The 21105-nt window shown below is 60.3% G+C and carries 29 protein-coding genes, 2 tRNA genes and 1 pseudogene; 18 read left to right on the forward strand and 14 right to left on the reverse strand.

Going from position 1 to position 21105, the window contains the following annotated elements; translation table 11 throughout:
* The first annotated feature begins 1 nt into the window (after position 1).
* From IVA95_RS07035 to IVA95_RS07045, 3 genes are read left to right on the forward strand one after another with little or no spacing between them, the layout of a single operon-like run.
* Positions 2 to 805, forward strand: coding sequence for an ABC transporter ATP-binding protein (locus IVA95_RS07035; protein ID WP_247509849.1), 804 nt, complete (start codon positions 2 to 4; stop codon positions 803 to 805).
* Positions 806 to 825: 20 nt separating this feature from the next.
* Positions 826 to 1566 (forward strand): ABC transporter permease, encoded by a 741-nt coding sequence (locus IVA95_RS07040; protein ID WP_247509871.1) that lies wholly within the window; start codon positions 826 to 828, stop codon positions 1564 to 1566.
* Positions 1563 to 2330: an ABC transporter permease subunit gene (locus tag IVA95_RS07045; RefSeq protein ID WP_247509850.1), complete on the forward strand. Its 768-nt coding sequence runs from the start codon at positions 1563 to 1565 to the stop codon at positions 2328 to 2330. Before IVA95_RS07040 ends, IVA95_RS07045 begins: the two co-directional genes overlap by 4 nt.
* Before the next feature lie 24 nt (positions 2331 to 2354).
* Here the strand turns inward: IVA95_RS07045 and IVA95_RS07050 are convergent, their stop codons facing one another.
* From IVA95_RS07050 to IVA95_RS07085, 8 genes are all read right to left on the reverse strand, one after another.
* Positions 2355 to 2546, reverse strand: a complete 192-nt coding sequence (locus tag IVA95_RS07050; protein ID WP_247509851.1) for a hypothetical protein — start codon at positions 2544 to 2546, stop codon at positions 2355 to 2357.
* A 125-nt stretch (positions 2547 to 2671) separates the two neighbouring features.
* Positions 2672 to 2896 (reverse strand): hypothetical protein, encoded by a 225-nt coding sequence (locus tag IVA95_RS07055; protein ID WP_247509874.1) that lies wholly within the window; start codon positions 2894 to 2896, stop codon positions 2672 to 2674.
* A gap of 190 nt (positions 2897 to 3086) precedes the next feature.
* On the reverse strand, positions 3087 to 3737 hold the full coding sequence (locus IVA95_RS07060; RefSeq protein ID WP_247509852.1) for a CAP domain-containing protein: 651 nt from the start codon (positions 3735 to 3737) through the stop codon (positions 3087 to 3089).
* 9 nt (positions 3738 to 3746) lie between these two features.
* Positions 3747 to 3823 (reverse strand) — tRNA-Pro (locus IVA95_RS07065).
* Between the two features lie 63 nt (positions 3824 to 3886).
* Positions 3887 to 4318 carry a DUF192 domain-containing protein gene (locus tag IVA95_RS07070; RefSeq protein ID WP_247509872.1) on the reverse strand — a complete coding sequence of 144 codons (432 nt, stop codon included), beginning with the start codon at positions 4316 to 4318 and terminating at the stop codon, positions 3887 to 3889.
* Between the two features lie 196 nt (positions 4319 to 4514).
* A complete protein-coding gene (locus IVA95_RS07075; protein ID WP_213247270.1) occupies positions 4515 to 5180 on the reverse strand; it encodes a cold-shock protein in 666 nt (221 codons plus the stop codon).
* 198 nt (positions 5181 to 5378) lie between these two features.
* Positions 5379 to 6140 carry a Sir2 family NAD-dependent protein deacetylase gene (locus IVA95_RS07080; protein ID WP_247509853.1) on the reverse strand — a complete coding sequence of 254 codons (762 nt, stop codon included), beginning with the start codon at positions 6138 to 6140 and terminating at the stop codon, positions 5379 to 5381.
* A 134-nt stretch (positions 6141 to 6274) separates the two neighbouring features.
* Complete coding sequence (locus tag IVA95_RS07085) at positions 6275 to 6508, reverse strand: hypothetical protein (protein ID WP_247509854.1); 234 nt, start codon at positions 6506 to 6508, stop codon at positions 6275 to 6277.
* A 176-nt stretch (positions 6509 to 6684) separates the two neighbouring features.
* On the opposite strand from IVA95_RS07085, the gene IVA95_RS07090 reads away from it, so the two are divergent.
* Complete coding sequence (locus IVA95_RS07090; RefSeq protein ID WP_213247274.1) at positions 6685 to 6852, forward strand: hypothetical protein; 168 nt, start codon at positions 6685 to 6687, stop codon at positions 6850 to 6852.
* Between the two features lie 435 nt (positions 6853 to 7287).
* On the opposite strand, the gene IVA95_RS07095 is transcribed toward IVA95_RS07090, so the two are convergent.
* On the reverse strand, positions 7288 to 7473 hold the full coding sequence (locus tag IVA95_RS07095) for a hypothetical protein (protein ID WP_247509855.1): 186 nt from the start codon (positions 7471 to 7473) through the stop codon (positions 7288 to 7290).
* A 300-nt stretch (positions 7474 to 7773) separates the two neighbouring features.
* Between IVA95_RS07095 and IVA95_RS07100 the strand changes: the two genes are divergently transcribed.
* Both IVA95_RS07100 and IVA95_RS07105 read left to right on the forward strand, forming a co-directional pair.
* On the forward strand, positions 7774 to 7920 hold the full coding sequence (locus tag IVA95_RS07100) for a hypothetical protein (RefSeq protein ID WP_213247276.1): 147 nt from the start codon (positions 7774 to 7776) through the stop codon (positions 7918 to 7920).
* 224 nt (positions 7921 to 8144) lie between these two features.
* Positions 8145 to 8339 (forward strand): hypothetical protein, encoded by a 195-nt coding sequence (locus IVA95_RS07105; protein WP_028346212.1) that lies wholly within the window; start codon positions 8145 to 8147, stop codon positions 8337 to 8339.
* Positions 8340 to 8475: 136 nt separating this feature from the next.
* On the opposite strand, the gene IVA95_RS07110 is transcribed toward IVA95_RS07105, so the two are convergent.
* Complete coding sequence (locus IVA95_RS07110) at positions 8476 to 8631, reverse strand: hypothetical protein (RefSeq protein WP_213247280.1); 156 nt, start codon at positions 8629 to 8631, stop codon at positions 8476 to 8478.
* A gap of 245 nt (positions 8632 to 8876) precedes the next feature.
* On the opposite strand from IVA95_RS07110, the gene IVA95_RS07115 reads away from it, so the two are divergent.
* On the forward strand, positions 8877 to 9035 hold the full coding sequence (locus IVA95_RS07115; RefSeq protein WP_213247282.1) for a Flp family type IVb pilin: 159 nt from the start codon (positions 8877 to 8879) through the stop codon (positions 9033 to 9035).
* A gap of 225 nt (positions 9036 to 9260) precedes the next feature.
* Here IVA95_RS07115 and IVA95_RS38735 read toward each other — a convergent pair whose 3' ends face one another.
* Positions 9261 to 9395 carry a hypothetical protein gene (locus IVA95_RS38735; RefSeq protein ID WP_256470163.1) on the reverse strand — a complete coding sequence of 45 codons (135 nt, stop codon included), beginning with the start codon at positions 9393 to 9395 and terminating at the stop codon, positions 9261 to 9263.
* A 382-nt stretch (positions 9396 to 9777) separates the two neighbouring features.
* Between IVA95_RS38735 and IVA95_RS07120 the strand changes: the two genes are divergently transcribed.
* The 3 genes from IVA95_RS07120 to IVA95_RS07130 all read left to right on the forward strand — a co-directional run bounded on the left by IVA95_RS07120 (position 9778) and on the right by IVA95_RS07130 (position 11412).
* Positions 9778 to 10230, forward strand: a complete 453-nt coding sequence (locus IVA95_RS07120; protein WP_247509856.1) for a VOC family protein — start codon at positions 9778 to 9780, stop codon at positions 10228 to 10230.
* Positions 10231 to 10278: 48 nt separating this feature from the next.
* Positions 10279 to 10449 (forward strand): hypothetical protein, encoded by a 171-nt coding sequence (locus IVA95_RS07125; RefSeq protein ID WP_247509857.1) that lies wholly within the window; start codon positions 10279 to 10281, stop codon positions 10447 to 10449.
* 315 nt (positions 10450 to 10764) lie between these two features.
* Entirely contained in the window at positions 10765 to 11412 is a 648-nt protein-coding gene (locus tag IVA95_RS07130; protein ID WP_247509858.1) for a glutathione S-transferase, read from the forward strand.
* A 12-nt stretch (positions 11413 to 11424) separates the two neighbouring features.
* Here IVA95_RS07130 and IVA95_RS07135 read toward each other — a convergent pair whose 3' ends face one another.
* Both IVA95_RS07135 and IVA95_RS07140 read right to left on the reverse strand, forming a co-directional pair.
* Positions 11425 to 11676, reverse strand: a complete 252-nt coding sequence (locus tag IVA95_RS07135; RefSeq protein WP_247509859.1) for a porin — start codon at positions 11674 to 11676, stop codon at positions 11425 to 11427.
* A 36-nt stretch (positions 11677 to 11712) separates the two neighbouring features.
* On the reverse strand, positions 11713 to 11967 hold the full coding sequence (locus tag IVA95_RS07140; RefSeq protein WP_247509873.1) for a PilZ domain-containing protein: 255 nt from the start codon (positions 11965 to 11967) through the stop codon (positions 11713 to 11715).
* A gap of 256 nt (positions 11968 to 12223) precedes the next feature.
* Here IVA95_RS07140 and IVA95_RS07145 point away from each other — a divergent pair.
* A tRNA-Glu gene (locus IVA95_RS07145) sits at positions 12224 to 12298 on the forward strand.
* 173 nt (positions 12299 to 12471) lie between these two features.
* Positions 12472 to 13458, forward strand: coding sequence for a hypothetical protein (locus tag IVA95_RS07150; RefSeq protein WP_247509860.1), 987 nt, complete (start codon positions 12472 to 12474; stop codon positions 13456 to 13458).
* Between the two features lie 802 nt (positions 13459 to 14260).
* Here IVA95_RS07150 and IVA95_RS07155 read toward each other — a convergent pair.
* Positions 14261 to 14446: pseudogene (locus tag IVA95_RS07155) on the reverse strand (hypothetical protein); the annotation flags it as partial.
* 592 nt (positions 14447 to 15038) lie between these two features.
* On the opposite strand from IVA95_RS07155, the gene IVA95_RS07160 reads away from it, so the two are divergent.
* The 6 genes from IVA95_RS07160 to IVA95_RS07185 all read left to right on the forward strand — a co-directional run bounded on the left by IVA95_RS07160 (position 15039) and on the right by IVA95_RS07185 (position 20757).
* Positions 15039 to 15596, forward strand: coding sequence for a PEP-CTERM sorting domain-containing protein (locus IVA95_RS07160; RefSeq protein ID WP_247509862.1), 558 nt, complete (start codon positions 15039 to 15041; stop codon positions 15594 to 15596).
* A gap of 159 nt (positions 15597 to 15755) precedes the next feature.
* Positions 15756 to 15995: a hypothetical protein gene (locus tag IVA95_RS07165; RefSeq protein WP_247509863.1), complete on the forward strand. Its 240-nt coding sequence runs from the start codon at positions 15756 to 15758 to the stop codon at positions 15993 to 15995.
* A gap of 450 nt (positions 15996 to 16445) precedes the next feature.
* Complete coding sequence (locus tag IVA95_RS07170; protein ID WP_247509864.1) at positions 16446 to 17678, forward strand: Zn-dependent hydrolase; 1233 nt, start codon at positions 16446 to 16448, stop codon at positions 17676 to 17678.
* An 18-nt stretch (positions 17679 to 17696) separates the two neighbouring features.
* On the forward strand, positions 17697 to 18911 hold the full coding sequence (locus IVA95_RS07175) for an MFS transporter (protein WP_247509865.1): 1215 nt from the start codon (positions 17697 to 17699) through the stop codon (positions 18909 to 18911).
* Positions 18912 to 19021: 110 nt separating this feature from the next.
* Positions 19022 to 20065 (forward strand): PrsW family glutamic-type intramembrane protease, encoded by a 1044-nt coding sequence (locus tag IVA95_RS07180; protein ID WP_247509866.1) that lies wholly within the window; start codon positions 19022 to 19024, stop codon positions 20063 to 20065.
* Between the two features lie 113 nt (positions 20066 to 20178).
* Positions 20179 to 20757: an HdeD family acid-resistance protein gene (locus tag IVA95_RS07185; RefSeq protein ID WP_247509867.1), complete on the forward strand. Its 579-nt coding sequence runs from the start codon at positions 20179 to 20181 to the stop codon at positions 20755 to 20757.
* Positions 20758 to 21105: the final 348 nt, after the last annotated feature.

Raw genomic sequence — 21105 nt, forward strand, 5'->3', positions numbered from 1 at the left:
CATGGCCAACGCCGCAAAACGCCTCGAAGCCGTACCCGGCATCCCTGCGCCGCAGATCGCATTTGACGGAGTGACGCTTGTTCTCGGCGGCAAGACCATCATCGAGAATCTGAGCCTCGGCGTCCGTCCCGGCGAATTCCTCTGCATCGTCGGCGCCTCCGGCTGCGGCAAGACCACGGCTCTGCGTTTGGCGGCCGGTCTCTACCAGCCGACCAGCGGCAGGGTGAATTTCGACGGCCAGCCGATGCGCGAGCCGCGCCGCGAGATCGCGATCGTGTTCCAGGATTACGGCAAGGCGCTGCTGCCGTGGCGCACTGCGGCAGGCAACGTCTCGCTGGCGCTGGAAGCGGGCGGCATGCCGTCGGCCGAGCGCCCTGCCCGCATCGAGGAGTTGCTGCACACCGTCGGCCTGCCCGGCCACGCCGGCAAATATCCGTCCGAAATGTCAGGTGGCATGCAGCAGCGCCTGCAGATCGCCCGCTGCCTGGCGCAGGAGCCGAAGACGCTTCTGATGGACGAGCCGTTCGGCGCGCTGGACGCCATGACGCGGCAGGGATTGCAGGACGAAGTGCTATCGTTGGTAGCGGCGAGCGGCGCCACCGTGATCTTCGTGACCCATGACCTCGACGAAGCCATCTATCTCGGCGACCGCGTCATTGGCCTGCTGCCGCATCCGGGACGGATCGGCATCGAGCTTTCGGTCAACCTGCCGCGCCCGCGCGATCAATTGTCGACGCGCGAGCATCCGGAGTTCCTGCGGCTGCGGCGTCAATTGTTCGACTTCATCAAGGCGACCGAGCAGTGACGGCAAATTCCGCCAAGGCAATGGTGCTGCCGCTCGCCGTTCTGGTGGCATTCGAAGTGTGGGCGCGCGCCACCCATCTGCAAAGCGACAGCCTCGCGCCGCCGAGCGAGATTGTCATGGCGCTGTTCGGCGCCTTCGCCGATCTCTCGATCCTGTCAGCGACGCGCGATACCCTGTTTTCAGCGTTCGCCGGGCTCGCGATCGGAACGATCATCGGCCTTGCGCTCGGCATTGCATTCGGAATTTCGGATATCCTCAACCGCCTGATGGAAGTGACGGTCGAGGCCATCAGGCCGATCCCCTCGATCGCGCTGTTGCCGATTGCGCTGATCGCGCTCGGCTTCGGATATCGCGTGGAAATCGTGATCGTGGCGTTCGCCTGCGTCTGGCCGATTCTGATCCTGTCGCGTGCAGCCGTGCGCAGCATCGAGCCGCGGCTGATGGAAGTAGCACGGGCACTGCGCCTGCCGCCGGCGCAGCGGGTCTGGAAGATCATCATCCCGGCCGCGCTGCCGCGGATCTTTGTCGCCTTCCGCCTGTCGGCCGGCATCGCGCTGATCGTCGCCGTCACCGTTGAAATTGCCATCAACCCGCTCGGCCTCGGCGCCGGTATCATGCTGGCGCAGCAGGCGCTGCGTCCCGACCTGATGCTGGCCTATCTGGTCTGGATCGGCATGATCGGCTACGCGCTGAACGTCCTTTTGACCGTCGCCCAGAACCACCTGTTCGGACGCGCCGCGTTGAGCGGAGACGGCCAATGAACCGCTCCGTCATCCTCTGGCGCGTGGCGAGCTTTGCGGTTGCGGCCGGCTTCGTCGCGATATGGCAACTGATCGCCAATTTGAAACTGGTCTCGCCGGTGTTCCTGCCGGGGCCGGACCGGGCCTGGGCTGCGCTGGTGCGCGGGTTTTCCTCCGGCGATCTCTGGAGCAAGCTCGCCGGCACGCTCGAACACATGGCCTATGGCTGGCTCGCCGCCTCCATTGCCGGCATCGCGATCGGCGCGATCATCGGATCCTCGCTGATGATGCGAACCTATGTCGCGCCGTCGCTTGAGTTTTTGCGGCCGCTGCCGGTCTCGGCGATCATTCCGGTGGCAATCGCGATGCTCGGGCTGACGCAGGCGATGGCGCTGTTCGTGATCGCCTTTGGTGCGATCTGGCCGATCATGCTGGCGACCATCCACGGTTTTGCGGCTGTCGAGCCGCGGCTCTACGAGGTCGCGCGCTCGCTGCAGATGTCGCGGCTCGCGGTCATCTTCAAGATCGCGCTGCCCTCCGCCAGTCCCGACATCCTCGCCGGCATGCGCCTCAGCCTGACGGTGGCGTTGATCCTGTCGGTGGTTTGCGAAATCCTGGCCGGCCTCGATGGGCTCGGCCACTGGGTTCTGCTGTCGGCCCGTGCGTTTCGCTCGGCCGACCTGTTTGCCGGTGTCATCCTGCTTGGGTTGACCGGCTACGTGACATCGGTTGCGATGTCGCTTGCGGAGCATCGGCTATTGGCGTGGCAAGCGGCGCAACGGTGATCGCCGGCAGCCGGGCAGTTGCGGCTACGTATCTGCGACAGGCCGAGCCGAAACCTCCGGCTTCTTCGGCGCCGTCACAAGGCGCCGCCACCCCCGACCGATTGAGCGCCACAACGCCCGGAGACTGAAGGTGACGAGCACCTCATGGTGCCGCATCCCCTTGCCGCCCTTGACCAGCCCGAGATCGCGAATGATGCAGTACGTCCCGCTGCTCATGCGGGCGAACTTCGCATCCTGAAAATAATTGCGCACGCGCGACAACATGCGTGCAGCATGCACCGCGGATCGATTTCGTCAATCTTGACGGCTGCCGAATCGACCTCGCCGGAATACGAAAGCCATCAGAGCGTGGCGTTGTCGTTGCGTTCGCCGATGCGATACAGTTGCGCGGTCCGAACCGGCACGCGACCCAGCACCGCGCGCCGCTCGTTCATGCGCGTGCTCGGTGAATCCGGCCGCGCAAAGCACTCAAGGATCTGAATGCGGATTTCCTCCGCGAGCGGGCCTTCGACCCGACGCATGCGATTCCAGAGCCGGATGATTTCCCGTTGCTTCTCGACATCCATTGGTCACCTCCGAAGAACGACCAAAGAGAACATAACAGGAACGATATTGCAAGCCGCGAATTCGCCGGCGGTATCTCACGGAAGCGAAGTTGCAGTATTCGAGTGGTCACAGGCACGCACGGCGCTATTGTTGCCAGCGTCAGTAACGGCGCGCCGCGAAGGCAGCTACGCCTGAGGTCCGGGTTCAAGCCTAAAAGCAGAGACTGAGAATCTTCAGTCGGCAAGCCTCGGCTGCGCGCGGCTTGGATTTCGCAGCGCTGGCCTGCTTTGAAGCCTTCGGCGAATCTTTTGGCGAACTCTTCGGCGTCTTGGGACGCTCATAGTCGCCTGCGATCACCATGGCCCAATACGTGCGACCGGTCTTCGCGCTTTTCACGCTGGCAACGCCCACGCGCGTCGCGCCGGGCAGCAGGAGATTCTTTCGGTGCCCCGACGAATTGATCCACTGGTCGAGCGTTTTTGGAAAACCATCGTAGCCGTACGCAATGTTCTCTGCGGCGCGGCCTGCGCCTGCCGGGCCGACACGCGCATTGAACCGGCCAAGGACATCGTGATCCAGTTTGTCCTTTGCGGCCATTGCCTGGGCTTGATCGTGTGCAATCCGTGTGAGAGTCGCATCCAGGGTTACGCGCTTCTGCCCGTGCTTTAGCCGAAAATCAGAAATCATCTGCGCGGGATTGGCTGCCGCCGGCTGGCTCCCTGCGGCGGCAAAGCAAATCACCAGCCCCAGCAGAAGGGCCTGCCGTGCCAGAATGACTGTCTTCCTGCCAGCCACAATTGTTCCCCTACCTCTCCCAATTGTGCTGGGAAGATTCAATCCGAAAAAGACGTTGCAAGTCATTGATTTTATTGGTCGGGGCAGCTGGATTCGAACCAACGACCTGCAGTACCCAAAACTGCCGCGCTACCAGGCTGCGCTATACCCCGATCTGACGCTGGAAATGCTCGATACACGCTAAACCCGCAGTCATCAAGGCGATGGAAACCCCGTCAGCGCTTGTTGAACAGCGGGTGCGCCACCCGGTCGCCGGGCTGAATGCCGTATTTCTGCGCCGTGCCGGCAATCACTTCCAGCACCGCCCTGGCGGGCCCACCCGAAGAGACGATCTTCGTGGAGAGCGGCTCGGTGTTTTCGGCAATCCGCAGGATGCGGCCGTCGGCGCGGATGAAGATCATGTCGAGCGGAACGTAAGTGTTCTTCATCCACATCGAGATCTGCTGCTCCGGCGAGAAATCGAACAGCATGCCTTTGCCGTCGGGGAGTTCTTTCCGGTACATCAGCCCCTGGGTCTTCTCTTCCTCAGTCGTCGCCATCTCGACCAGGAAAACGCGTACGCCTGACTTGGTGGCGATCTCGAGCGGCTGAACGCTCGCAGCCCGCGCGGCAGGATTGGCGCAGAGGATGAGGACCACAGCAAACATAGCGGCCAGCGACGTCACCAGGCGGCCTGGGATGCGAAGCCGCGCAACCGTCAAAGCGAAATTCATCAAAGCACTCACGCCGGGTATCTCAGGAGAAATCGCCGGGAACCCTAACCTGAGGATTGCGGCAAATGCCAGAGGCCGCCGCGCTGGTGCGCGACGTCCGGCTCACGTTTGCGTCAGTGGTACGGCAGGATCAATGCGACGACAGCGCCGACGGGCCGGTCTCCGGATGAATTTCGGCCGCCATCATGCCCTTGGACCCGGGCCCATAGCGCACCAGCACGTACTGGCCCGGCCGCAGTTCGGTCATGCCGAAGCGGCGCAGCGTTTCCATGTGAACGAAAATGTCCGGCGTGCCCTCGCCGCAGGTCAGGAAGCCAAAACCGCGCAGCCGGTTGAACCATTTGACCTGGGCCCGCTCCAGACCGCTGGTCGGCGTAACGCTGACATGAGTCCGAGGCGGCAGCATCTGCGCCGGATGGATCGCGGTGGACTCGTCCATCGAGACAATCCGGAACGCCTGATAGCCCTTGGCACGCTGCACACATTCGACCACTAGCCGCGCGCCTTCATAGGCCGTCTGGTAACCGTCGCGCCTGAGCACGGTGACGTGCAGCAGCACATCGGGCCAGCCATTATCCGGCACGATGAAACCGTAGCCCTTCGAAGCATCGAACCATTTGATGACGCCCGATATTTCGACAAGGTTAGCTGCGGCATCGCCGAGCCCCGACAGCGCGTCCACCGCCGGATCGCGCTGTGCGCCGGCTGCGTATTCACCTGGTCCAAGCCTGTTCTGCCCTGTCCCGCCTGTCGGCGGCCCCCCGAGCTTCTTGGACCCAAATTCGTCCGACCCCATGACCCCGGACCTCACACTTCAAAAAGCGGTCCACTGTCGCCGTAGCGGACCGGAACACGCGCCCTACCATGACCATCATGATAACGCAGCGCGAATCTCTCGAATCAAAAGATAACACTCTCGATTGTGCCGCATACTAAAAAAAACAAAATTGTGGGGGCTATGAACAGGCTTGCACAGCCGCGAATCAATTGGCGATCAATTGCCTACAAACGGTCCGAGCGTTTCTCCGATGTCGTGACGTATGACAAGATCGGCAACGTCGTCCTGTTCCGTGGCCTCGTTATTGATGATCACGAGCTTCGCGCCGCAGTTCTTGGCCATCAGCGGAAAACCTGCGGCGGGCCAAACAACTAGCGACGATCCGACTGCCAGGAACAGGTCACAATGCTGCGCCAGTTCGGTGGCGCGGCGCATCGCGTCTTCCGGCATCGCCTGTCCGAACGAAATCGTGGCCGTCTTTACCGGCTCGTTGCAGATGGTGCAGTCGGGAGCGCTGCCGGCTTGCTCGAAACGCTGTTTTACCCAAGGCAGATCATAGGCATGTCCGCAGCCGATGCAGCGGGCATAGGTGGTGTTGCCGTGCAGTTCGATCACGTCATCCGCCCTGAAGCCTGACGCCTGATGCAAATTGTCGATGTTCTGAGTGATGATCGCCGGCGTCTTGCCGGCCTTGTAGAGCGAGGCCAGCGCGCGATGCCCGCGGCCGGGCTTGGCCGCGGCAAAGGTTGCCTCCATCGCAAAGCGTCGCCGCCAGGCCTCGGCCCGCGCGTCAGCACTTGCAACGAATTCGTCGAACGCGATCGGGCGGTTGCGGGTCCACAGGCCGCCGGGGGAACGGAAATCCGGGATGCCGCATTCGGTGGAAATGCCGGCGCCGGTAAAGGGAACGATACATGCGGCTTCGGCGATCATGTTGCCGAGCTGCTCGACGCCGCTGCGCAAATCCTTGGCGATCACCGCTGATATTTTCCGATTTGTTGGACCGCGCGGATTATAGCACGGTCGTTCGGATTGCCAGTCCGATGGGCGCTGCCGGCAGCGCCGCCACACGTTGGCAAGGCGGCCTTATTAAGCCGCCTTATGTCACACCGTCATGCTGCCTTGGCTACCGATTCCTTCGGCTCCCTGGCCTCTTCCGACTTCTTCGCTTTGGGCGCGGGTGCGCTTTCCGTCTTCTTCACCGGTGGCTTGCCGTATTGGGCTAGTTTTCCAGTTCCGCTTCGAGTTCGGCGCGCAGCGACTTTCTCAAACAACTTGTCGGTGGCGTGCTCGCGCAGGGCTGTGAGCTCTTCGATGCTCAATGAGTCCAGATCGATCTTTGCCATTGGAACCTCCCGTTTGTCTTTCGCTAACGGGAACCCGCATGAGCGACAAGAATGCGCCACACCTTATCCACCACCGTCGCTTCAGACGGCACGTGATTACAATGCCTCCCCATTCACGCCCCATTCGCGCGCGCCAATGATGGCGGGGCGCGAATCAAACAAAAATCGGATGGGTGATGACGGAGAAGGAAGAAAGACTCGCGCGCGACCGTGCCGAAATCGCAGCACGCGTCGCGAGCTTCAGGCAAACCCAGCAGAAGTTCGAACGCGAGCGCAAAGAATATTACGAAACGACCTTGGCCAACGCGCTGAATGGATCCAGCCGGCCATCATTCTGGCGCTGAGGTGGAACCGGCAAGAGCGCAAGAGCACTGTTCGACCTCCGCGTTGTCGCCGATGGAATTTCGCGCGCGGAACCCGCAATAGAATTTGCTGCGGCCGGAACGAAGCCGATGCCTCGACGTTTTGCTGATAAGTGCAGCAACCTTGCGAGAGGTGAAAGCACGAAAGCCCCGTCTAGATCTTCGGATGTAGGCGGGGTTTTCGTGTGCTGGTTAGGAGGACGGCATTGCGAGCTATGCGATCCCGCTGACCTGACCATCGAATTGCGCGGAACGAGTACGATCCGTTCGGTGTTTCACTACCGGAAGGTGCATCATGCCTGTGTGGATGGAAATTCTGATCAATTTGATCGGTTATGCCGGCTTCATCGCCATCGCGACCTATCACAAATCGCCGGGTGAAAAATTGCCGGACCGTTGAGTGCCTTCTGGGCTGCGCTAGTTCGCCCTGTGTGGTTCACCCGCAGTGCGAACGAGCCGATCGGCCTTGACCAGCGGTTGGCCGCTTTCAGTTTGCGGCCGTAATGAAAAGCTGATGACGACGAAGGCGAGGCAAAACAGCAGGCCGACCACCATGACGCGCCGATGGGTCGGTTTGTCCGCATTGTGAAACGAAGGGACCATGGCCTGCTTTCCTGAAGGCCATCCCTATCGCAACGCTGGATGCACACAACGCGATTTGGGTTTTAACCAACTGAATAGGGTTATCTCCGCTTTCGAAACAGCCATGCTCGCGGCCCGCACGGGCGCTTACAGTTCGGCCTTCATCCATCGCGCAGCAGCGGAGCAAGACTCCCTTTGTTCTCCTAGAACGAACAGGGGGTGCGTTTCGGGCACGGTTGCCTTCTTAAGATACCGTTACCTCGCCCTGTCGGCGGTCGAACCTTTTTGGCGCAGTCCATACCTATCTAAAAAGGTGCTGCGATGACCCAGGCCGACCACTATCGAGAACAATCCGACAGAGCCCGACAGCTCGCCGAAGCCATCAAGGATCCGGAAGCTTCGAAGAAACTGATCGAGATGGCCGAGGAATTCCGGCTCTACGCCGAGCGGCTGGAACAGATGCACTAGAACCTTTGCGGTTCCGACTGAATCAGAACTGGCTCCAGATTTTTGTTCGACGCCTTTTCACGAGACGGTTTCCACTTCACTCGAACACGTTGTGAGCTTGATCGGACGCGCGGGGCTTTAAGCTTCTGTTTACCTCTTTGCATCATGGCGCCCTGCCGTTAACCCAACCTCTTTACAAGACGTAAACGCGAGCCTGACAAGTTTTGATCAGGAGGGTTGCACCCATGGTCATTTACCCCATACCGGTTGAAGTGACACAAGCCAGAATCCAACTCGTCGTCGATCAGGCCGCCAAGGCGCCACCGCATACGATCAATCAGGATCTAAGGGCCGTCGACCATGCCAAGGCAGCCGCCATCGAAGCGGCCCTGGCTGACTTACAGACCGACGAACCGTCGCTGGTGGACGTCAAAGTCTGACCTGACGGGAATACCAATCTTGCACGCAAGGGCCAGACTGCGTCCGTCCCTGCTCTCTCACGCTCGCCATGCGAGCCGTTGTCCTCGCGGGAGCGCTCGACATGCTCGTTGCGCGTCAAGTCAGGCATATCATCCGTTAATGCATCAGGCGCGGCACGATAACCGATACCGCCAGCAATGCGCCGAGGCTGCTCACCACGGATAATTTCATCCGGGCCGTCCTGGCGTCGGTAATCGGGAGTACGAAAAAGAAAACCATCGCAACAGTGAGCACGCCGTAAAGCAGGTACATAGTCGATCCCTCCGTTAGCGCCACAATGGGCAGAAGGAGCCGGTTGCGTATGTGTAGGGGATCACGCCGGTGACGCGGCGCCGCCCGACGACATTCGTCTGAAAGCACAGCGGCGACCGAACGCAGCGAAATCACCCGTCCGCGTGGGACGCAATTTCGACAATCTTGCAATTTTACGCTTTTGGTTGTTTTAATCGCAACGTGAGCGTGCGACACCGGTTTGATCGAAATTCGAGAGAAAAGAAATGCTCGGGAAGTTTCTGCGCGACGAGGGCGGCGCCACCGCAATCGAATACAGCCTCATTGCCGGGTTTATCGCCTTGGCCATCATCGCCGCCGTCGGAATGACGGGCGAAAGGCTCGTAACGCTATTTGAGAGCCTTATTACCGCGTTGACGCTTTAGGTTTGCGACTAAGACTAAGATGTCACGCCGAAGGTGAGAATGGCGAGCTCTACCAACATCCAGCGCATCAGCCAGCGAAAGCCAGAACAAGCACCAACGCGGCAACGCCGTTAAGCCTTGCCAAAAATATCGCCCGGCGAGCGGGAGTGTTCAGCACAATATTGCCTCCCCGCGCCTTTTCGGCTGGGTAGGGAGCCTGTTAAGCGGGACCTTCGCGCACCATTGCTACGCGATCCAATAAATTGCTGTTCCAATGACAACGAGAGCAATGGCACCAGCGGTCAAAGTCCCGAGTTTTCGCTCGGACTTTGTAGGCAAATCTTCCCGCGCCGCATTCTCTTCAGCCGGATCTTGTTTCATGCGACACCTCTGCAGATTCAAAGCCGGCGTAGCGGTTTCGTTCCTCGGAACCCAGGTTCGAAATTTATCGACAGGAGGACGAGAGGAACGGGTTCGCGAGCGCGTTGGTTAGGCGAGCTCTCCAAGGCACCGCCTTTGAGCTTCGCCCAAGCGGGGCATCGTCCCGCAACCTGACCGCTGAGCAACGAGCGCTTCCAATCTCTCGCACTCGCCTGCATCGATGGCCTTCTGAGACCACGTAGCGCTCAGTGCGAACGGCTGCGAACGAACCCGCACTTTATCCGCACGTTATCGGTGACCTCTGGTGCACTTTGCTGCTATTTTCCGCCCGAACCGCCCAACGCAAACAAGATGTCTGAACGTTCTCAGGAGGACAAGAAACATGCGCTATCTCCACACCATGCTGCGCGTCCGCAATCTCGATACCGCGATGAAGTTCTACCGGGACGCGCTGGGGCTGAAGGAAGTACGCCGGGTCGACAACGACAAGGGCCGGTTCACGCTGGTGTTCCTGTGCACGCCGGAGGACGAAGGCCTGCTCAAGGCCGCTCCCCAGAACCGCGGTGCGCCACTGGTCGAGCTCACCTATAATTGGGACGAGGAGAAATACGGCGAAGACCGCTATTTCGGTCACCTCGCCTACGAGGTCGACGACATCTACGCGACCTGCGACCGCCTGATGAAGGCGGGCATCACCATCAACCGGCCGCCGCGCGACGGCAACATGGCTTTCGTCCGCTCGCCGGATCTGCATTCGATCGAGCTGTTGCAGAAGGGCGAACCGAAGCCGCCGGCTGAGCCGTGGACCTCGATGCCGAACGTCGGTCACTGGTAGGCCTTGTACAACTTCTTCGTTCACGTCCGTCATTCGAGCTACCGGCTCGTGACCAGAGCGGACGCGCCATTTCCTGACCAGACAAGCGAAAGCGAATGGCGGCTGACGCGTAGCCGCCATTCGCACGACGTCAACGCCGAAGTGCGCGAGGCGATCGACCGTGATGGCTACTCGCTGTTTCGGATTGGACTATCGCTCGCGGAAATCCCAAAACCTTAGAACGTTCCTGCGCTCGGGTTCTTTTCCGGGCAGGAACCACCCCTCGCACGCCGCGTTTTCTCCTCGAATACATTGAGGAGGAGACGATGGGACGAGGAATTCTGCTTTGGTTGCTGGGCGTGCCTATTCCGGTGATCATTCTGCTATGGCTGTTCTTCGGCCACTGACCGGCCGACGCCACGAATAATGCGAGAAGCGGGCTCTGTCGCACTGCGACAAAGCTCAATTTTTATGGGTCGGGACCCGCGAACGCGCGCTTTTTCTCTGATGTTCGGCTATTAACGGCCAATCGGAAAATCAGCGGGAGCAACGTGCGTGGCCGACAACAACAAACAACAATTCACCATCTGGGGCCGTGCCAATTCGGTCAACGTGCAAAAAGTGCTGTGGTGCCTCGCCGAACTCGACCTCGCTTATCAGCGTATCGATGCCGGCATGCAGTTCGGCAAGAACAGCGAGCCTGACTATCTGGCGATGAATCCGAACGGCCGCGTACCCACGCTGGTCGATGGCGACTACGTGCTGTGGGAATCTAATTCGGTAATGCGTTATCTCTGCATGGCCTATGGTGAGGGCTCGCCGATCTACCCCTCGCCGCCGAAGGCGCGCGCCGGCGTCGACCGCTGGCTCGATTGGACACTCTCGACGCTGCAGCCGGTCGACCGGCCGGTGTTCTGGGCGTTGGTGCGCACGCCAGTCGAAAAGCGCGACATGGTCGCGATCCAGAAGGATGTCGATGCCGAGGCCGTGGTGTGGCGGATCGTCGAGGCGCAACTGGCGACACGGCGCTTTATCGAGGGCGATCAGTTCACCATCGCCGACATCGCGCTCGGCGCCTTTGCGCGGCGCTGGTTCGGCGTCGACGGCGTGACAAAACCGAAACTGCCGAACCTCGAACGCTGGTTTTCGCAGCTCGCCGTCCGCCCCGGCTTCAGACAATTTGTCGCGCCGCCGATGACGTAAGCGCGAAACTACTCAACGCGAGCCGCCGGACACCCCCACTCCAACGCTCAGCGCGCCGCCAATTTTCATGCAGGTGTTGGTGCCTTCGATTCTGACGAAGCCCGCGCCGTATTCCGCGCATGCATTGGCCGAACTTGGGCGCTTGAGCGGAAGCGACTTGCCCGACGCGGGGGCTTTGTCGAGCTTCTGAGGACGGGGTTGTTCCGCAACCGCGGCAACCGAAGACAGCGCCACGGCGATTATTATCAGGAGGAATTTTCGCATTCCGCCTTTTATCGCTCCTTACGGATCAGTGCCAGATTAGCGGATGAACTTAATGCCGACCGATTTGCCGCGGCGCCACACCACTTCGCAGCGGCGCCCGGTCCTGGCGTCGCGTGAAAAAGCCAAACGCAATTTCGCCGGCAGCGTGTTGGGATCGTCGATCGTGACCTTCGCGCCCGTCGTGGACATATCCTGCACCACGCATTGGCGGGCGGCAAAACCGCCTTCGAGCGTGATCCACCCGGGTTGACTTAATGATTTGCGCGCGTCGCGCTTCTTGCCTGATAGCAAAGCCATGTCGAAAAGCTCCCCGAGACAGCCCTACACCATGCGGCTTTAGAATCCGTTGCTCGGCACGGCGTGTCTCGTCGTGCGGCCGGGACGCTGATGGAAGCGCGAAACGGCTGCAGAAACGTCTTTCCGGGCGGCTTGCCCACCCGCTCAAACGCCACTATACGTTCGCCCGTCGCCGCCCCCATCAAACATGGAAGGCCGGCGGCCAACATGGCCCATCAAGCATTAACATCTTGATTTTCCTGTTGTTCTTGCTCCCTTCGTCTATCGGTTAGGACGCCACCCTTTCACGGTGGAGAGAGCGGTTCGATTCCGCTAGGGAGCGCCATTACGCCCGCGGCGCGAGAAGCCCATAAACACTTTCAATTAGTTGTAGCCCGCACCTAAACTGCGTTGGACAGTTTGTGGACGCGCCTGCGCCCCGGTTTGTTCTGCTCTTGTACCCTCCGCAATCGCGTCTAAATTGAGTTCCGTTAACTTTAAACAGGACTGTCAAAGACCATGCCGGACAAACCACCGGAGGATCCTCAGAACTTTAGCAAAGCCGTTCGCGCGCTGCTCACGACGGGTCTTCTGACGCCGTTCGCGCTAAAGGCATCCGAGAGTTTTGCCGATGGGCATCATGTTGCGGGCGGGGTCTATGCGGCGCTCGTCACGCTAATCCTTTTAGCAGGCGCTTATTGGCCAAGGATAGAAGCGCTCGCGGCTCGTGCTGGAATCGCAATCAAGTCGAAAGCAAAATTTGCCGTCGTGGGGTTGTCTGGCGCCGCGGTTGTCGCGTCGGCCTTCATCATTGGCATGTACGTCGGCCGCAGGCAGGCAGTGACTCCAGCCCCCATCGGACACATCGTCTGGAATTTCGAACAGACAGCAAGAGGAGCCGGATACTTTTTGACGATGCAAAAATTGAGCGACCAGCCGGAAATCCGTGTGATCTCGTTCGGAGCGCGCGCCAAAAACGTTTCGGACAAGCCAATTTTGCAATTTAACGGAACGATGAGATCGGAGCAGACCAATGTCACCGTCCCGCTCTATCTTTTAGCTCAAGAGCAAGACCAGGCGAAGGCCGTCGCCGCTGCTTGTTTCCCACATGCGTGGCTGCCAACGCTAGCGGAGCAGACTTTCGGCATCCCTCCCCTCGCCGAATTTGAAATCAGCTCATCGGAAAAGCCGTTCATTGAGTCTGGTAAAGATGGAATCCCGCTATCAAAATTCCTTCACGACTTCGTACCGTTTACGGTTTCTCTGGAATACGACGGGGTCAAATATGAGAGACGATTTACCGCTGATGAAGTTCGGCTCCAGGCCGAGGTGTTCAGGAAAACTTACACGCCTCAAAGCAACCCTCGCATCACGCGCAAAGTTGACGCGAAGTCCGCACCCCTTATGCCTCTGGAAACAATAATTCCACAACCTTTGCCCAAGAGCCTGCCCGGTCTCGCAAGCCCTATCCCGCCCGTTGGACTTCCAAAAATTCCATTCAACTGAGCTTCTTGCACAGGCTCTCACACCGGCGCGGTCGTCGGCGACCCGGACCTTGGTCGACAGCTTGACGATGCCCCGCGGATCCACGCCCGCGAACTCCGGCGGCACGCGCCGCACGAAATGCCACACTCCGCCAGTTGTTCTGGTTTTTCAGCGACTTGGCGGAACGGCCAAAAGGGCCGCTAGGGAGCGCCATCATGTTCCAAACACTTTCAAAGCCCAGGGCGACCATTTTCAAGGCTTAAGGGAACCATTTTCCCAGCCCAAGTTCCATCCGCTGCATAGTCCGGCAAACGGGCATCAGAGCGTAAGAATGAGGAACAGGGAAAATGGATACGGCCGCTATTGCAATCACAGCCTGCGTCGCGCTTTACCTCGCACTCCGCGTAACGTTGCGGGTCTACTTTCCACCGGATACCTGACGGACCCTCCTCACGAGGCTCGGGGACTATCATATGCGGGGACTGAATGTTGCCAGGCCCCTCCCCCAAGCTCGTTGCCCCACTAGCCGGCTTCGCAAAACAGGCTCTCGACGTGGCAGGGATATCCTGACGTTTCCGCTATTGCCGGCGGCTCGATCACGCCGGCGAATCGTATTCGCAATGGCGACCTTCGCTGCCGCTTCGGCGGCCGCCTTTACGGTTAGCGGACAAGCGGATAACAGCTCGATCGAGTACCAGTCAGGACGGTAGGATAGAGCCAAACGCGGCATCGCAACCGAACACGAGTATTGCAGCGGTTTGGTTAAGGGCTAACGGTAGCCCTTGCACTTCATCTATTCCTTGTATTCTCCACTGCGTTCTCACTTGCGTTCAACCTTGCAAGGGCCACGGTGAAATTCCTGCTTGTGGTCCCGGTCATAGTTATAACTGCGATACTGATTTCGATCGCCGCCGCCCCATCTCCCTTTGCCGCTCTCATCCTTCCACGGATCTGCAAGAGCAGGACTGACCATTGTTGCCACGCAAAAAGCAATCAAAGCGAGTTTCATTGCTACATCCTCCACCGTTCGGTTGAGGTAACGTCCCGTCAGCGGAATTGTTCTGGAACGCCAGAAACGAACGAATATCAAGATTGCAAGCGCCAATGCTGATAAATGTATCAGCTCGATGGGACACTAGTTGAGCCGGCTGAAAGTCGCGATGACGCGTTCTCACTGCCAAAGCTCAACGGCGTGACCATCGACCAATTGCGACGCGCGCGCCCTGGCCTCATCTTCATTCTCGCGGAGCGGGGTAAAGCCATGCAAAACAAGTAACTCCCAACCTCCGGTACGCCGGCGCATCGGAAGATTGCGCATCAACTCTAAACCGACCTATTCAGTATTTATTAAAAGCACACCAAATTAAATTAATATTTTGAACTGCAGAAATCACCGACACACCCACCGCGAGCACCTGAAACCAGATGCGAGAAGGAAATAAGACAACCTACAATCGATTAAATAAAGTTCCTGTGCGGTATTATGGTGGGGTTAAATTGCTTTACTGACTTTTAATGAATGCTAATGTTCGGAAATAATTGGCAATCAAGCCGGCAGATAAAAGTTATTGTGAATTCCAGTTATTGGCAGGGAGTAAGCGATGATAAATCTTCGCACAACCTTAGTTGCAGTTTCGATCGCCACGGCTGCGGCCATGCTCAGCACTTCTTCGGCTTCAGCGGCGATTGTATTGGCCGATACGGACTGCAGCCTGTCGTCGGGCTGCCTATTCAATGGTAATGTGACCGACGAAGCACCTAGCGTGCTGGAGCTTGAGACAGCGTACAATACGCAGCATGTCGAGCCACCGTTGCCTGCCACAATCGATCTGCAGGGTCTGTTTAAAACCCCAGGTAGCCTCGGTGGCACAAGCGGCACGTTCACATTGCCCGGCGGCGGACTTTTTGACTTCATCGCCATTAAGGCAGGCAATCAGTTCATGCTTTACCAGGTGAGCCCGACGAATTCGGTCGACTGGACCACTGCCGGATTGGTGAATAACAGAGGGATCCCACATGAGGCTTCTCACATCGTGGCGTTTTCGAGTGTGGGGGCTGTTCCCGAGGCCTCTACCTGGGCGATGATGATCCTCGGCTTTGCCGGCGTGGGCTTCCTCGCCTACCGACGCAAGGGACAGGGCCGCGTTCGCGTGGCCTAGGCTTGCACGCATTGCTCGCTGTGGGCAGGCCGCCAATGGCGGCCTCTCCGCGGTCAACTAGCTCTGATGCGTTGCGTACACTAGCTGATGCACCTGTCCCCGGCCCCGGGGGCGTCCCTCCTGGGAGCATCATAATGGATGAGATCCCCCGCGAACGAATTGGCTAATCTGAAAGAGGCGCTCGCGAACTTCGAGCATCAGCTCGATGCATTCGAAGCCCGGGTCGGATACCAACCGAAGGAATCTCAGCCACCTTGTCTGGTTTCGGCCGATCCTCAAATTGGTCTGGCGTCGATCGATCCTCAAATTGCGTTTGCCAATGAGGTCGTCGCCGCCATGAAAAACCGCCTGACCGAAGATCGCGCCATGGACGGCATGCGACGAGGCAAACTCTCCTAGCGCCGCCGGCGCAGCTTTCCATCACACCTGAAGCAAGGCCCTTCGGTTCGCTCGCAAGCCGCGGTCGACGACCGGCTGAAACGGCGGCCCGTGCTCCCGCGGCGTTGGGATCATTTCCTGCTCGCACCGCACCTCGTGCTCGTACAACGCGAACCATTTCTTTGATGCAATTGCACAATTGAATTATCCTCGCGCAATGGCCTGAACGCCCTCACACGTTTTGCGGAAACAATGCGCGGCTACACGCTGAAGGAGAAGGCGAAGGTCACCGCTGGCGCGGTGGCGGCGCTCGTCATCGTGGCATGGCTTGCAATCATCGCATTGGCGCTGCTGTCTGGAGGATAATCAACGCGGACTAACGACGTTCACGGAACTTTGTTCTACTATCGCGAAAACGTGAGGAACTTTGTTCTACCCCGGAGAACTACGGGCTAGCAGGTACGACATCCTATGATTGACCATCTCTCGCGCGTCGACGGCGCGCGTGTTCTCGCCGATCTTCACGCGCTGCGTGCAATTGGCCCGTATAAGACCGGCGTTCACAAGCCGACTTTCTCGGAACCGCATCTCGCCTCGCTGGCGTGGCTGGTGCAGCGGCTTCCCGAAGCCGGCCTAGCGGGCGAGATCGACGGCATCGGCAACGTGCTCGGCACCAGCACGAAAAGCGGGCCGAAGCTGCTGGCGGGGTCGCATCTGGAAAGCCAGAACCACGCGGGCTGGCTCGATGGACCGCTCGGCGTGGTCTATGCGCTCGAAGCCGCCCGCGTCATCAATCCCGATCCGAATATAAACGGTGCCGTCGAAGTCGCTTCATGGTGCGACGAGGAAGGCCATTTCGGACACTTCCTCGGCAGCCGGTCCTATGTCGGCGCCGTTGCCGAAGCCGATATCGATGCCGCGCGCGACCGCAACAATGACAGGAGCATGCGTGAGGCGTTACGTGATGCAGGCCTGGCCGGCCGCGCCCGCGCGCAGTGCGAACAAGGGCGGCATATCGGTTATCTCGAAGCCCATATCGAACAGGGCGAGACACTCGAAAGCAGCGGTCTCAAGATCGGCATCGTCACGTCCATCGTCGGAATCTGGCAATACCGCATCACCTTCACGGGTGAACAAAATCACGCCGGCACCACGCGGATGGCCATTCGCAGGGACGCGGGCCTCGCACTCGCCAGGTTTTGCGTCGCTATCGACGATCGTTTTCCCGCCGCCTGCGGCCCGCGTACGGTGTGGACCACCGGCCGCATCACGCTCGACCCCGGCGCGCCCAGCATCATCCCGGGAGCGGCGGAAATGCTGTTCCAGATTCGCGACGACGATCCTGCCGTGATTGCGCGGCTGGAGGAGCTGCTCAACAGCATGGCCGCGGAGGTCAACGCCCAGAGCCGCTGCACTGTTGCGGTGGAGCGCATCCGCACCGGGACCCCCGCGCGGATGGATGCCTCGTTCCAGCAGGCCATCGAGGCTGCCAGCACAGCTTTTGCCGACGGCAAATCACTCCGCATGCCGAGCGGCGCCGGCCATGACGCCCAGATTCTCTCAACCGTGATGCCGGCCGGCATGCTGTTCGTGCCCTCGATCGGCGGCATTTCGCATCACTGGACCGAGAACACCGCCGACGCCGACATCGTCACTGGCGCAGAGGTTTTTGTTGACGCCTGCCGGCGGCTGTTGGCGCAATGAGGCGACGCGAGATGCGACATGGTTGCTGAAACCAGGCCGGCCTACTCGATCAGGGACATTCCGGCCGGCGTATGGGTACTGGGCTTCGTCTCGATGCTGATGGACATCTCGTCGGAGATGATCCACGCGCTGCTGCCGATCTACCTGGTCTCGGTTCTCGGCGCATCGATGGTGACGGTCGGCATCATCGAAGGCATCGCCGAGGCGACCGCCTCCATCACAAAGATATTTTCCGGCGCGCTGTCGGACTGGCTCGGCAAACGCAAATGGTTAGCTGCCATCGGTTACGGTCTCGCAGCCTTCACCAAGCCGGTGTTTCCGCTGGCGCCAACCGTCGGCTGGCTGGTGGCCGCGCGTTTCGTCGACCGGATCGGCAAAGGCATTCGCGGTGCCCCGCGTGATGCGCTTGTGGCCGATTTCTCGCCGGCCGATCTGCGCGGCGCGAGCTTCGGGCTGCGCCAATCGCTCGATACGATCGGCGCTTTCGTTGGTCCCTTGCTCGCCATCGCCCTGATGTGGTGGACATCGGACAACTTCACGGCGGTGTTCTGGGTTGCCGTAATTCCCGCCTTCCTGGCGCTGGCCCTGATCGTTCTCGCCGTGCGTGAGCCGGACCGGCCGCACGCGCTGCGCACCGTGCGCAATCCGATCAGCCTGACCGAGATCAAAAACCTCGGAACAGCCTATTGGTGGGTGGTGGCGGTAGCGAGCGTGTTCACGCTGGCGCGCTTCAGTGAGGCCTTCCTCGTTCTGCGCGCCCAAAATGTCGGAGTGCCGATCGCGCTCGTGCCCGCCGTGCTGGTGGCCATGAATATCGTCTATGCCCTCGCGGCCTACCCTGCCGGCGTCATCTCGGATCGCATGGGCCGCACGGCCGTGCTGGCGAGCGGCATACTGGTGCTGGTTGCGGCCGACATCGCATTGGCGTTGCTGCCGTCGGTGGGCGGTGTTGCGCTTGGCGTCATTCTCTGGGGCCTGCACATGGGATTGACGCAGGGACTGCTGGCCGCGCTTGTTGCGGATACCGCGCCGGCCGAGTTGCGTGGCACGGCTTACGGATTCTTCAACCTGCTCGGCGGCGTAGCGATGCTCGCGGCCAGCGTCATTGCCGGCGCACTCTGGGATATCGCGGGGCCGCAGGGCACGTTCCTGGCCGGCGCTGGCTTCGCACTGGTCGCGCTGGCGGGATTGCTGGTGGTACAGGGCAAGATCGGCCAACGGACAGCGGCCTGAGCGGCGCCGGATTCGGCCGGGTTCCTTGGTGACAAGGAGTCGCGTCTGACTTTCTTGCAAACGGGCTAGGTTTGCGGCCATTTACGCTCGCACGAGGTAAAGTTCCCCAGATGCTGCTGCTGCAGGCTCTCCCTACATCGATCGGCGTTGCCGCCATCGCGCCGGCGTTGCTGGTGCTCTGGCTCGTCATTGCCGCGGACGAGCGCCCCGGTCCACCCGCGCGGGTATGGCTCGCTTTCGTACTCGGGGCCGCCAGCATTTCTCTGTTGGGCATTGCGCGCGCCCCGTTTGCCGCGATCCTCGCGGTGCCGGGAAACCCCTGGATGACGCAAGGCCTGCGTTCGATCTTCGGGGTCGCCGCGCCTGAAGAGATCGTGAAAGTCCTCGTGATCATTCTAGTGTCATTGCCGGTGCGACGCCGCGCGTTTGCCGATCCAATGGACACGGTGGTCTACGGTGCGGCCGCAGGCCTCGGCTTCGCCGCCTACGAAAACCTCGCTTATCTCGTGCAACACGCCGATATGTGGCGGTCGCTGGCCGCCTTGCGCAGCGTGTTGACGGTACCGTTTCACGGCGCGCTCGGCATCATCGCAGGCGCCTATATCGCGATCGCCCGCGCCGGCACCGCACTGGGTGCACATCGCCATCATCGCGACTGGGCGCGGATCTCGAGTTGGGCGCTGGCGCTGTTCGCGCCGGTCGCGCTGCATGCGGCATTCGATTTTCCGCTGCTGACGCTGCAGAAACATCCCGATCTCGGCCCCAATGTGCGAATGCTGCTGGGGGCGGCGAGCCTGCTCATCGGCTTCAGTTCGATCGGGTTTGCTATACGGCTGGTACGGCGCGTCGGCCGCCATCATGCGCCGCGCACCGAGATCGCGCGTGAGCGGCTGAGCCAGTTGCGGCGGATGTGGGCCCTGCTGCTCGTGGGCAGCGGTGCGGGCTTCGCGGGCGCGGCTTTCGTCCTGACCTCGCTTCATCACTGGTTCGTCAATCCGGAGCGCAATGCGTCGCTGCTTCTCGTTCCGCTCGGCATGACCTCCATCCTAATAGGCTTGGCGCTGTTGCTGGCCACGTCGGCGGTCTATGTATTTGGCCGCAATCGCATCAGAACGTCCTCCGACGGATTTTCGTCCGCGCCTGAGCCGAGCTGAGCGTCATCCTTCCGTCGTTGACCTCACTCAAAAAGCCCGGCGAACAATTGTTACCCGGAGGCGGCGTACTGGCTATATTGGACACTCGGCGCGGCAAGCATCGGGAGTTTCCAATGGCCCAAGATATTCCCCCGGATATCGGCAAGCTGCAGTCCGAAATGAACGCCGCGGTGAAGACGCACTGGAAGGCCTTCCTGTTCGAAGGCATCGTGCTCGCCCTGCTCGGCTTGGCTGCGATGATCGTGCCGCCGCTCGCAAGCCTCGCCGTCACCATCTTCCTCGGCTGGATGTTTCTGATCGGCGGCATTGCCGGGCTGTTCGTCACTTACTGGGCGCGGCAGATGCCGGGCTTCTGGTGGTCGCTGTTTTCGGCGGCGCTGGCCATTCTCGCCGGAGGGATTTTGCTGGCGCGGCCCGTGCAGGGCGTCCTCACGCTCACCATCGTGGTCGGCGCGTATTTTCTTGCCGAGGGCGTCGTCACCATCATGTACGCGCTGGAGCACCGCCGCGAATTGTCGGAGCGCTGGTCCTGGCTGCTGATCGCAGGCGTGATGGACCTTCTGATCGCGTTCATCATTGTCGCCGGGCTGCCGGGTTCGGCGGAATGGGCGATCGGCCTCCTGGTCGGGATCAATCTCGTGCTCGGCGGCGCGTCACTGGTCGGCATGGCGCTTGCCGCGCGCAAATCCTGACGCCGCCGATTATGGGATGACAAGACCCGGCCGGTGCGCTATAGAGCCCGCCATGATCATGATCGCCACCAGCAACTTTTGGTATTTTAGCTACGACAGCTCGCTGGCGGTGGGAGGATCGCGCTCAATCTGACGAATTGAAGCAAGAAGTCCGAACAGCCGCCAAACCTGGCGGCTTTTTTGTTGGCCGGCAGGTTTCCTAGAAACAGGAGCCACAGCCGTGTTGAGCACCACCGACGACCTTCGAATTAGAGCGTTAGCCGATCAGGTTGCAAATATCCTGCGGCGGCGAAGTAGTTTGTGGATTCTGCGGGCGAGTAAGTGTCGACGATGCGGCCAATGGCATCC

Origin of the sequence: Bradyrhizobium sp. 157, assembly GCF_023073815.1 — a bacterium.
Classification (GTDB): Bacteria; Pseudomonadota; Alphaproteobacteria; order Rhizobiales; family Xanthobacteraceae; genus Bradyrhizobium.

What these genes read in the sequence shown, in the direction of transcription:
- IVA95_RS07095 (WP_247509855.1), bottom strand. Translation starts at nt 7,473, where the DNA reads ATGGTCCCTTCGTTTCACAATGCGGACAAACCGACCCATCGGCGCGTC.
- IVA95_RS07100 (WP_213247276.1), top strand. Translation starts at nt 7,774, where the DNA reads ATGACCCAGGCCGACCACTATCGAGAACAATCCGACAGAGCCCGACAG.
- IVA95_RS07110 (WP_213247280.1), bottom strand. Translation starts at nt 8,631, where the DNA reads ATGTACCTGCTTTACGGCGTGCTCACTGTTGCGATGGTTTTCTTTTTC.
- IVA95_RS07115 (WP_213247282.1), top strand. Translation starts at nt 8,877, where the DNA reads ATGCTCGGGAAGTTTCTGCGCGACGAGGGCGGCGCCACCGCAATCGAA.
- IVA95_RS07050 (WP_247509851.1), bottom strand. Translation starts at nt 2,546, where the DNA reads ATGAGCAGCGGGACGTACTGCATCATTCGCGATCTCGGGCTGGTCAAG.
- IVA95_RS07175 (WP_247509865.1), top strand. Translation starts at nt 17,697, where the DNA reads ATGGTTGCTGAAACCAGGCCGGCCTACTCGATCAGGGACATTCCGGCC.
- IVA95_RS07045 (WP_247509850.1), top strand. Translation starts at nt 1,563, where the DNA reads ATGAACCGCTCCGTCATCCTCTGGCGCGTGGCGAGCTTTGCGGTTGCG.
- IVA95_RS07170 (WP_247509864.1), top strand. Translation starts at nt 16,446, where the DNA reads ATGATTGACCATCTCTCGCGCGTCGACGGCGCGCGTGTTCTCGCCGAT.
- IVA95_RS07035 (WP_247509849.1), top strand. Translation starts at nt 2, where the DNA reads ATGGCCAACGCCGCAAAACGCCTCGAAGCCGTACCCGGCATCCCTGCG.
- IVA95_RS07105 (WP_028346212.1), top strand. Translation starts at nt 8,145, where the DNA reads ATGGTCATTTACCCCATACCGGTTGAAGTGACACAAGCCAGAATCCAA.
- IVA95_RS07085 (WP_247509854.1), bottom strand. Translation starts at nt 6,508, where the DNA reads ATGGCAAAGATCGATCTGGACTCATTGAGCATCGAAGAGCTCACAGCC.
- IVA95_RS07185 (WP_247509867.1), top strand. Translation starts at nt 20,179, where the DNA reads ATGGCCCAAGATATTCCCCCGGATATCGGCAAGCTGCAGTCCGAAATG.
- IVA95_RS07180 (WP_247509866.1), top strand. Translation starts at nt 19,022, where the DNA reads ATGCTGCTGCTGCAGGCTCTCCCTACATCGATCGGCGTTGCCGCCATC.
- IVA95_RS07070 (WP_247509872.1), bottom strand. Translation starts at nt 4,318, where the DNA reads ATGTTTGCTGTGGTCCTCATCCTCTGCGCCAATCCTGCCGCGCGGGCT.
- IVA95_RS07150 (WP_247509860.1), top strand. Translation starts at nt 12,472, where the DNA reads ATGCCGGACAAACCACCGGAGGATCCTCAGAACTTTAGCAAAGCCGTT.
- IVA95_RS07160 (WP_247509862.1), top strand. Translation starts at nt 15,039, where the DNA reads ATGATAAATCTTCGCACAACCTTAGTTGCAGTTTCGATCGCCACGGCT.
- IVA95_RS07090 (WP_213247274.1), top strand. Translation starts at nt 6,685, where the DNA reads ATGACGGAGAAGGAAGAAAGACTCGCGCGCGACCGTGCCGAAATCGCA.
- IVA95_RS07060 (WP_247509852.1), bottom strand. Translation starts at nt 3,737, where the DNA reads ATGACTTGCAACGTCTTTTTCGGATTGAATCTTCCCAGCACAATTGGG.
- IVA95_RS07055 (WP_247509874.1), bottom strand. Translation starts at nt 2,896, where the DNA reads ATGGATGTCGAGAAGCAACGGGAAATCATCCGGCTCTGGAATCGCATG.
- IVA95_RS38735 (WP_256470163.1), bottom strand. Translation starts at nt 9,395, where the DNA reads ATGAAACAAGATCCGGCTGAAGAGAATGCGGCGCGGGAAGATTTGCCT.
- IVA95_RS07040 (WP_247509871.1), top strand. Translation starts at nt 826, where the DNA reads ATGGTGCTGCCGCTCGCCGTTCTGGTGGCATTCGAAGTGTGGGCGCGC.
- IVA95_RS07120 (WP_247509856.1), top strand. Translation starts at nt 9,778, where the DNA reads ATGCGCTATCTCCACACCATGCTGCGCGTCCGCAATCTCGATACCGCG.
- IVA95_RS07135 (WP_247509859.1), bottom strand. Translation starts at nt 11,676, where the DNA reads ATGCGAAAATTCCTCCTGATAATAATCGCCGTGGCGCTGTCTTCGGTT.
- IVA95_RS07075 (WP_213247270.1), bottom strand. Translation starts at nt 5,180, where the DNA reads ATGGGGTCGGACGAATTTGGGTCCAAGAAGCTCGGGGGGCCGCCGACA.